The organism is Coleofasciculus sp. H7-2 (assembly GCF_042747725.1).
GTDB lineage: Bacteria > Cyanobacteriota > Cyanobacteriia > Cyanobacteriales > FACHB-T130 > FACHB-T130.
In genome coordinates this window covers 1-8,705 of sequence record NZ_JBHZGO010000067.1, presented here as the reverse complement: position 1 = coordinate 8,705, position 8,705 = coordinate 1, and the positions used below count along the sequence as shown (strand labels likewise).

The 8,705-nt window shown below is 49.1% G+C and carries 9 protein-coding genes and 1 pseudogene; 3 read left to right on the top strand and 7 right to left on the bottom strand.

Features of this window, described 5'->3' with window-relative positions:
* Positions 1 to 119 precede the first annotated feature (119 nt).
* Positions 120 to 398: pseudogene (locus tag ACFW2W_RS14075) on the top strand (zinc ribbon domain-containing protein); the annotation flags it as partial.
* A 20-nt stretch (positions 399 to 418) separates the two neighbouring features.
* Here ACFW2W_RS14075 and ACFW2W_RS14070 read toward each other — a convergent pair.
* From ACFW2W_RS14070 to ACFW2W_RS14055, 4 genes are all read right to left on the bottom strand, one after another.
* Positions 419 to 832, bottom strand: a complete 414-nt coding sequence (locus tag ACFW2W_RS14070) for a DUF4279 domain-containing protein (RefSeq protein ID WP_378178977.1) — start codon at positions 830 to 832, stop codon at positions 419 to 421.
* Between the two features lie 23 nt (positions 833 to 855).
* On the bottom strand, positions 856 to 1,095 hold the full coding sequence (locus tag ACFW2W_RS14065; protein WP_378178974.1) for a polymorphic toxin type 33 domain-containing protein: 240 nt from the start codon (positions 1,093 to 1,095) through the stop codon (positions 856 to 858).
* Between the two features lie 94 nt (positions 1,096 to 1,189).
* Positions 1,190 to 2,869 carry a GspE/PulE family protein gene (locus ACFW2W_RS14060; protein ID WP_378178972.1) on the bottom strand — a complete coding sequence of 560 codons (1,680 nt, stop codon included), beginning with the start codon at positions 2,867 to 2,869 and terminating at the stop codon, positions 1,190 to 1,192.
* Positions 2,827 to 3,018 (bottom strand): hypothetical protein, encoded by a 192-nt coding sequence (locus tag ACFW2W_RS14055; protein ID WP_378178969.1) that lies wholly within the window; start codon positions 3,016 to 3,018, stop codon positions 2,827 to 2,829. Before ACFW2W_RS14055 ends, ACFW2W_RS14060 begins: the two co-directional genes overlap by 43 nt.
* Before the next feature lie 94 nt (positions 3,019 to 3,112).
* On the opposite strand from ACFW2W_RS14055, the gene ACFW2W_RS14050 reads away from it, so the two are divergent.
* Complete coding sequence (locus ACFW2W_RS14050; protein ID WP_378178966.1) at positions 3,113 to 3,652, top strand: Uma2 family endonuclease; 540 nt, start codon at positions 3,113 to 3,115, stop codon at positions 3,650 to 3,652.
* Positions 3,653 to 3,711: 59 nt separating this feature from the next.
* Here ACFW2W_RS14050 and ACFW2W_RS14045 read toward each other — a convergent pair whose 3' ends face one another.
* Positions 3,712 to 5,034, bottom strand: coding sequence for a dihydrolipoamide acetyltransferase family protein (locus tag ACFW2W_RS14045; RefSeq protein WP_378178964.1), 1,323 nt, complete (start codon positions 5,032 to 5,034; stop codon positions 3,712 to 3,714).
* Positions 5,035 to 5,238: 204 nt separating this feature from the next.
* On the opposite strand from ACFW2W_RS14045, the gene ACFW2W_RS14040 reads away from it, so the two are divergent.
* Entirely contained in the window at positions 5,239 to 5,754 is a 516-nt protein-coding gene (locus ACFW2W_RS14040; RefSeq protein ID WP_378178961.1) for a hypothetical protein, read from the top strand.
* 75 nt (positions 5,755 to 5,829) lie between these two features.
* On the opposite strand, the gene ACFW2W_RS14035 is transcribed toward ACFW2W_RS14040, so the two are convergent.
* Together ACFW2W_RS14035 and ACFW2W_RS14030 are read right to left on the bottom strand one after the other, a co-directional pair.
* Positions 5,830 to 6,279: a YlqD family protein gene (locus ACFW2W_RS14035; RefSeq protein ID WP_378178958.1), complete on the bottom strand. Its 450-nt coding sequence runs from the start codon at positions 6,277 to 6,279 to the stop codon at positions 5,830 to 5,832.
* A gap of 138 nt (positions 6,280 to 6,417) precedes the next feature.
* Positions 6,418 to 8,397 (bottom strand): AMP-dependent synthetase/ligase, encoded by a 1,980-nt coding sequence (locus tag ACFW2W_RS14030; protein ID WP_378178955.1) that lies wholly within the window; start codon positions 8,395 to 8,397, stop codon positions 6,418 to 6,420.
* Positions 8,398 to 8,705: the final 308 nt, after the last annotated feature.

Sequence of the window (8,705 nt, the reverse complement as noted above, 5' to 3'; positions counted from 1 at the left end):
GTCGTGCGTCAGGCAAACTGGAAAAGGCTTCCACAATGGCAAGCGTTCTCATAGCTCGATAAGAAAAATTCGTTGAGCTTTAGCTTACTGGATTTCACCCTCTCTGTCTAGAATGAAATAGCCCTGCTCTACTACCAATCCCAATGCTACAAAAAGGTTATGATTCATTGGGTGTTAGGTTTGTAGACTGTCCACACTGCCAACAGCAACATGATAGAGATATTAATGCTGCAATAAATATTAGAAATGAAGGATTGCGACTTTTGGAGTTAGGAACTAGCTCTTCTGCCCTTGGAGGGGATGTAAGACCAAAGTCTTCAGGACGTAAAAAATCCATGAAGATAGAGGCCATCCCCAATGAATTGGGAAGCCTACACTGTAACGCAAGGTCAGTGTAGGTAGTTCACGTAACTGACTTTTACAATGCAGGCGGGTCTACTGGTAGAACGTATAGATCGACATCAATTTCCGCATTCAGCTTAGCCGCTTGCTCCACAATATCTTTATCAAAATGGATTGCTGGTACTTGTCCGCGAACATAAACTACGCAATCAATTTCTGCCTCGTATCTACTAGATATTTCAACCATTGGTAGCCAACCAGGTTGGATTTGTTCTAGAACAGATTTAATGTGATCTTCAAGCTCAGCTGACTTTTCTAGTTTAGACTCCAGGCTCCAACCATTGCGCTTTCGGCGGATACCAGCCTTGGGATGAATCAAGTCACCAACTTTCCAAATTTTCGTGGGAATTATGCCTACTTTAGCAGTAATTTCTTCCGGATTAAAGTCAAATCCAGTCAATGTGAAAGCTGCTGAAATCTCATATTCCATTCAAATTCACCAAGTAAAAGTTACTAAAAATCATTGATGTTAAGACCTGTAGGCTCACCTAGCGCTTGACCGCCTTTAGGCTTGATATAAATGTTGCCATCCCTGTCCTTATAAAGGTCTTTTTTGGAGGCATTACGCCCACCTTTGAGTTCATGGATGTCTATGCCTCCTTCCTTTAGTTTTGCGATCTCATCATTGGTAAGTGGCTTGTCCTGTCTCCAGTTTCGCTCTTCTTCCCCTCCCTCAGACTCTTGTACGGTCATCTGCCACTACCGTAAGATCGACCTCTGTGTTATGTAGAGTGGGCTTTCTTCGCACCCTAGCGCTTGCCCGACAGGTCGGCGCAACGCGCGATCGCTATCCCACACCCAACGGCGTAAACTGTTCCGTGCGTACAGCCAGAGACTTGCGGCGCGAGAAGGCACTGCGGGGTAGCACGCGCAACACTTCCTCAACCGTTGTGATCCCCTTTGTTACCTTTTCTGCGGCTGCCATACCAAAAGAGAAAAAGTTGATTTCCCGTAGGTAGCGATGCAGCTGCGTCATCGTGCCATCGTAGATAATTTCGCGCACCGTATCATCAATATCCAACAACTCAACAATTGCCTCTCGCCCCAGATAACCAGAATTGAAACACTTGGCGCAGCCCTTACCCTTGCGCCAAATCGTTGAATTTGCCTGCGTTGGGTCCAAAATCAGTACCTGCAAATCCTTCTCCGTTGGCTTATAGGGTGCCGCACAGTGAGGACAGACTCGGCGTACCAAGCGCTGAGCCACAATTCCCAAGAGAGCATCACTAATTAAGCCGGGATCTGGGCCAATATCTTTGATCCGGGGAATCGCACCAGGAGCATCGTTCGTGTGCAGCGTGGTAAAAACTAAGTGACCCGTTAGCGCCGCCCGAACTGCGGTTTCTGCGGTTTCGTGGTCGCGGATTTCTCCCACCATAATGATATCCGGGTCTTGGCGCAAAATTGCTCTTAAGCCCGCCGCAAAGGTCATCCCCGCCGTTTCATTTACTTGGGTTTGGGTGATGCGGGGCAAAATGTACTCTACAGGGTCTTCTACCGTCACGACATTGACGTGTTCCCTGGCGACGGATTGCAGACTGGTGTATAGTGTACTGGTTTTACCGCTCCCTGTAGGGCCGGTGAGGATAATCATCCCTTGGGGCTGTTCCAACCAGTTTTTGTACGTTTCCAGAGTTGTAGGAGTGAATCCCAGGTTTTGGATTTTAGAAAAGGGGTTTTTGCGCGGTAGTAAGCGAATCACCGCTTTTTCCCCACCCACGCAGGGAAGAGTACTGACGCGCATATCCATTCCCAGTTCTAATTCTTCGCCGGAAGCATATTTCTCCCCAATCCGTCCATCTTGAGGGCGGCGGCTTTCGGCGATGTCGATTTCAGACATGACTTTGAGGGCGACGATGACCTTGCGGCTCACATCGACTGGCAGAGTGGTAATGTCCCGCAAGACGCCATCAATGCGATAGCGGACTCTTAAGCCTTCTGGCGCGGGTTCCATGTGGATATCGCTGGCGCGGTTCCGCAATGCCCCCGAAATCAGGGTTTTGAGCCGTCCAATCTGGTCAACTGCTTTGGAGAGGTATAGCTCAGTCGTTTCACTGATGTTTTCTTGCTCTTGCTCGCCCGTGAGGGGATTCACTAAGGGAGTCGAGGAAATGCGTTTGGGATCTAGGTTTTGGGTGTGATACCAGGTGCGATAACTCTTGTCCGCAATGGGGATAATTTTAATGTCGGTGAAAGTGCGATCGCTCAGTTCTCTAATTGCATCTAGAGAAAGAGCCTTCGGACTTCCCAGGTAGTAACAGTTTCGCCACAACAGTAGCGGAACCACCGGAGGCAAAAACTTTCGATCTGGAAATTCCCGAAAAAATCGGTAACTGACTTCCCGATCTAACAGAGCCAGGTGAACCGTTCCTAGCTCGTCTACCAGGAGTTTTAGCGCTTCTTCACAGTTAATTTCACGATTTTTCAGCCGTTGCCAAGCGGATGAAGCAGGAGGGGAGGTTTGCATTCTTGTTTCCAGCGAAAAATCAACAGCTGGGGGTTGAGACTACACCAGCCTAACTTAGGCGATCGCTCTGTGACATCAGAAGCGTAGGACGGAGTCCAAGGCGAAGCGATCGCACTGTAATGTGGGGAATGCGATCTCGAAAGCTCCAAACTTCGTCCTACGCAATTTTTTGGTTGCCTAGAGTGGGAAAAGAAACAGCTAAGTAATAATAAAGGCAAGTGTTGTAAAAGCGAGTAGATAGCAATGATAACTTCTACAGTTATCTCAAAGGAATACTCACTAGAAGATTGGATGCTCAATCCCCCTGATAATACAGAGTGGGTGGATGGAGAATTGGTGAAGAAAAACGGAGTGACACTCAAGCATAGCCGGATTCAGGGAAATGTGTACTTTTACTGGAGAAGTTACAAAAACTCCAGCGGACAAGGAGGAGAAGTTTATACAGAAGTTCCCTGTCGTACTAATAAGCAGGGACGCTATCCGGATGTTGCTTATCTGACAGCAGAATTACTTAACCAATTTGGCGAACCTGCCGTACTTCCCCAGAGTTTCCCACTAATTGCTGAAATTGTTTCCCCTACGGATATTGCTGAAGATGTAATTGCTAAATCTCAAGAATATTTACAATCTGGTGGCGAGGAAGTTTGGCTAGTTTTTCCTGATAATCGTTGGATTATTGTAGTTACTAAAAATCAGCGACTTGTGTTTGTTTCTGGCGAGGTTGTTAGCACTCAGACCGTCCTGCAAGGTTTCAGCGTGGCAGTCGATGAATTATTGGCTTGAAATTCGGTAATAGGTCATGGGTAATTGGGGAAAAGCCATCTCCAATTACCCATTACCCATCAAAGAGTCAGAGATTGGACATTGGTTTCAATCAATTTTGCCAAATCCTGTAGGAAAGCAGCGGCATCGGCACCGTAGATAATGCGGTGGTCGGCGGTAATATTTACCTGCATTTGTCGGCGCACTCCCATCAAGCCGTCTTCCGTGGCGACGACTTGAGGACGCGACGCGCCAATTGCCAAGATAGCACCTGTTCCCGGCGGCAAGATGGCATCAAATCGGTCTACTCCATACATCCCCAAATTCGAGAGGGTAAAGGTGCCAGAACTGTATTCTGCGGGTTGCAGCTGCTTGGTTCTGGAGCGTTCGACTAAATCTTTCCAGGTGCGAGATAGGGAGTAAATATCCTGCTGGTCGGCATTTTGCAGAACTGGCGTAATTAAGCCACCGCCATCCATTGCCACGGCTACGGCAACGTTAATGGCACTGTGATACTGAATTGCCTGGTCTGAGAAGCTGGCATTCACCAAGGGATGTTTTTGCAAGGTTACGGCTACTGCTTTGGCGAGTAGCGCGGTCATGGTGACACCCTTGGATTTAATCTGCTTGTAGAGCTTATCTAGATTATCCGTCGTGATGGTGTAACCGACGTGGAAGGTAGGCACTTGCAGGCTTGCCATCATATTCCGCACCACGGCGTTTTGCAGCGTGTTGAGGGGGACGACGCTACCGGGAACGGCAACGGTGGGTACGGTGGCGGCGGCGGCAGGTTTAACGGCGGCGGGTGCGGCTGGCTGTGGTGCGACGGGTGTGGGTGGCGGGGGAGCCACGGGCGTCATTCCCGGTGTGGCAGTTGTACCGACGGGTTGTTTACCCTGATTCGCCAATGCTTCCACATCTTCTGCGACAATCCGACCGTGGGGGCCACTGCCTTGCAGGCTACTCAAATCGACGCCCAGCTCTTTGGCTAACTTACGGGCGCGTGGGGAGACAACGCTGCGTCCATTGCGACGGGCGGCGGCTGGTGTCGTTTCGACGGGGGCTGGGGCTGCTGTGGGTTGTGGGGCGGGAGCGGATTCGTTTACCGATTGCGTTGCGGGGGCGGAACCAGGAGCCTGTTGCTTGGCTGTTTCGATTTCGGCTTCGGTTTCTGCGACGAGCGCGATCGCCGCCCCTACCGGAGCTGCTTCACCGGCAGGTACGATAATGGTGGCTAGATATCCTTCGTAGAAGGACTCCACATCCATATCAGCTTTGTCCGACTCGACAACCACCACGGTTTCGCCTTTTTCCACTTTGTCGCCTGGAGATTTGACCCAGGAGACAATTTTGCCTTCGGTCATGGTGGAACTAAGGGCGGGCATGAAAACTTCGTGAATCATGGGGTGTCTTCTGCGACAGTCTATATAAACAAGATTAAAGCCAGATTGAATTGTATCTTGACCGATGGCATTACAACTATCCGACTCTACAACACTCTGTTGAGTTTGTATCCTTCACCACCGTTCAACGCCGAATTCTCCGGACGCTGGTGCTGCTGGATAGAATTGGATAGAGAAAACTGATTCAAACCCTTTATTATAACGATGTCTGGCAAGTTTAAATCCCTCGTGGTGTTAGTAGGTATGGCACTGGGCTTGAGTGCTTGCAGCGTCGGCGACAGCACTCAATCAACTCCCACGTCTGCCAGCAGTCCGAGTGTTGAGCAATCCCCCCGACAGGTGAGCCAGAATGCACCTGTGGCAGAGACCGAGCGAACTAAGTATAAACCTATACCGCTACAAGAGATTAAGTCTGCTAACTCTTTGAAGGGAACTGACCCCAAAGCGATCGCAATTGCTACCTTTGGTCAAACTGAATCCGAGGGGGGGACGCGGGAAGTTACACTTGAGTATCCGCAACCCAATCTGGCGGTTGTAACGATTACCCAAACCGGCGTTGCAGATGATTCTGTCGGTGGTATCAGGCATCGCGTTGAATTGGTGCCGACCTCCCCATCAGCTCAAACAGCCAAGGAATGGAAATTAGCATGGGCTGGTTCCCAAGTCAAGTGTCATGTGGGGCGTGGTCATCAAGATTGGTCAACTCAAAATTGTCAGTAGATGCCCCAATATCGGCGAATGGCTTTCTGGCAATCTCCGAATTACCCATTAGCCATTCGCCATTAACCATTCCCATTAAATTTCTCCGCGAATTTCTTCCACAATTCCATCGCGCAAGAGAATTTCCACCTGCATTTTTTGAATCAGATTATCTCCCGGCTCTACTTTAAAGAAGCCTTCAATCTGACCGTGATTCACTTCGTCGTTGAGTTCTATCAGCTGCACTTGTTGCAACTGTTGCAGAAGTTGATTTTTCTGCTCAAGCAGTTCGCTTTTCTTTTGATTAACCTGGATTTGGATATTGTCAATTTGTTGCATCACTTGAGGGCCAGGAGGTTGCAAACTCTGCTTTTGGATTTCTGAGATTGCCCGCTGTCCTTGCATTTCAAACTGTTGTAACTGAGAGTCAATTTGGTTAATTTGTGACTGGAGTTGCTGCTGTGCTTCCTCCTTCCAACGAGGAGTGACAACGGCCTTAATCGTAACGGGTCGCTTCAGCAACAGGTGTGATTGAGAAACATCCATATCCGTTTTGCTTGAGAAAATTAAAGGAGTAAAGGTTTGTAGGAAAGGCGCTTAGGGTGAGGGCTAAAGGATGAAGGTGGTGTGCGTAGTTCACACTACACTTCATCCTTCACACTTTCTTCCAACTTTCCGACCAAATCAGGCAAACATCCCGTCGATCATATCGCGGTAGCGTTCCATTACGACAGGTCTCTTGATTTTCAACGTCTGGGTCATCATGCCATTTTCAATGGAAAACGGCTCCAGAATTAGCTTGAACAGACCTATTCGGTCATCTGGGCGATAACCAGGGCGATTTTGCACCTCCCGGTTTAATTCTTTCTTGAATAATTCCTGAACAATCTTACTATTCAGGTCAATTTCTGGCGTGGATGCAGTAGGGATATTGCTGGGTGAGGAAGTTGGCTCTGGGAGACGCAAGTGCAGATTGTTGTCTGCTGCCCACTTTTGCAAAGCTTCCAGATTAGGGACAATTAAAGCACCAAGCGATCGCTCATCTTGACCCACCAGCACAATTTGGTCAATATAAGAACTCCGCAGACAGGCATCTTCAATCGGCTGGGGTTCGATGTTTTCGCCGTTGGTTAAAACTATCGTATCCTTCGCCCGACCTGTCAGCACTAAGTCATTTGCCTCTGTTAGCCAACCCAAGTCGCCGCTATCAAACCAACCTTCAGAGTCAATTGCCTTAGCAGTAGCTTGGGGATTTTGATAATATCCCTGCATCACTTGCGGTCCCCGCGCTAAAACCAGACCGCGACTCCCGACAGGAAGGGGTTTGCGGGTTTCCGGGTCAACAATTTTAATTTCCGTCCCTGGAAGGAACCGCCCCGATGAACCCCGCAAATTGCACCAAGAATGACGAGCCGTTAAGACGGGGGATGTTTCTGTAAGACCATAGCCCACCAGCACCTCAAGTCCAATAATTTCAAAGAAGTTTTCCAGGTGCATAGCGAGGGAGCCGCCGCCACTGATGACGTACTTTAACTTGCCTCCGGTGGCTTCTCGTATTTGTTTATACACTAATTTCTCGGCAAGCGCATGGATAGGAGCCAAGGCAAGCATTTGGCTTCCAGCTAATAGCCGTTCTTGGACGGAGGGAGGCTGGGGTTGTAAGCGCAAATTTTGCCAAGTGCGGCGAGCTTCAATGTAGCGCTGACTCATGCTTAGCAGGTTTTTAACCAGTTTCTGCTTGTTTGCGGGTTGTTCGCGGAACTGCTTCTGGACGCCTTCGTAAATAGATTCCCACAGTCGGGGAACAGCGATTAAATAGTGGGGTTGGAATTCTTTAAAGTCTTTTTTGATGTGGCGAATGCTCGTGTAAATCTGGGTGCAACCGTGGGAGAGGAAAAAGTATTCGCCAGTGCGCCCGAAACTGTGCCAAGTGGGGAGAATCGTCAGGACAGGCTCGCCCGGTTGCGGCTGAACGATGGTTCCCAAGTTGATAATCTGGTGGAGCAGGTTGCCATGCGTCAGCATGACGCCTTTGGGCTTGCCCGTCGTACCAGAAGTATAAATGAGCGTCGCCAGCGTTTCTCGGTTTTGCTTCACCGGCTGCAAGGATTGATTTGCCCCTGCTGCCATGACTCCAGAGAAGTTCAGCACTTTCAGGGTGGATTCTTCGGGTGGTTCTTCGTCAGAGAGCAAGACGACTAGCTGAATCGGGAGGTCGTTGAGGCGTTCTCTGAGTTTTTGGAGCGTCTTCCGGTCTTCCACCACTAAAGTAGTGCTGCCGCTATCTGCCAGTATAAATAGTAACTCTTCCCGCTCTGCCTGAGAGCTACGCACGATATCAACTGCCCCAGCGGTCATCGTCCCTTGGTCGGCAATAAACCAGCGCGGACTATTATCGGCAAAGAGGGCGAGGCGAGATTCTGGCTGTACTCCTAATGCCTGCAACCCAGCGGCAAACTGTTGAATTTGCTGAGCTAATTGGGTGTAATTTACAACTACCTCTGGTTGAGCGTGGGGATCGTGGAGGGCAATAGTATTACCAAAGTGCGATCGCGCTAGCGACCAGATCGCGGGTAGAGATTCCACCGAACTGTAATCTACCATGCGGCTAAGGTTAGCACGGTCTCGTTCGCTGAGTTGGAAGGAACTAGGGGCTTTCGACATACTCTATTTATCGCTGCAATCGTTAATCAGCTATGTTTCCAACATACTCCTCTATCGGGCTGAAATAGCAGGTTTAGGAGGACAGAATTGATTGTGTCTATGCCATCTGTAAAGAGCGATCGCGTTTGATTATTTGTAATAATTGATAGTTGACTATTGCTATTTGACAGTGTATTCTTAGCGGGACTTAAACGAAAATCAAAAGGAAAAGAAAGTATAATGCTTGCAGAGTAAACAGTTCACGTCGAGGTTTCTCCCGATGAAACAGACAACTCCCGCCGCCATGCCCCCTTGCTTTGATAGATGGT

Coding starts and splice junctions, on each gene's coding strand:
- ACFW2W_RS14070 (WP_378178977.1), bottom strand. CDS start 832: ATGGAATATGAGATTTCAGCAGCTTTCACATTGACTGGATTTGACTTT.
- ACFW2W_RS14065 (WP_378178974.1), bottom strand. CDS start 1,095: ATGACCGTACAAGAGTCTGAGGGAGGGGAAGAAGAGCGAAACTGGAGA.
- ACFW2W_RS14060 (WP_378178972.1), bottom strand. CDS start 2,869: ATGCAAACCTCCCCTCCTGCTTCATCCGCTTGGCAACGGCTGAAAAAT.
- ACFW2W_RS14050 (WP_378178966.1), top strand. CDS start 3,113: ATGATAACTTCTACAGTTATCTCAAAGGAATACTCACTAGAAGATTGG.
- ACFW2W_RS14045 (WP_378178964.1), bottom strand. CDS start 5,034: ATGATTCACGAAGTTTTCATGCCCGCCCTTAGTTCCACCATGACCGAA.
- ACFW2W_RS14040 (WP_378178961.1), top strand. CDS start 5,239: ATGTCTGGCAAGTTTAAATCCCTCGTGGTGTTAGTAGGTATGGCACTG.
- ACFW2W_RS14035 (WP_378178958.1), bottom strand. CDS start 6,279: ATGGATGTTTCTCAATCACACCTGTTGCTGAAGCGACCCGTTACGATT.
- ACFW2W_RS14030 (WP_378178955.1), bottom strand. CDS start 8,397: ATGTCGAAAGCCCCTAGTTCCTTCCAACTCAGCGAACGAGACCGTGCT.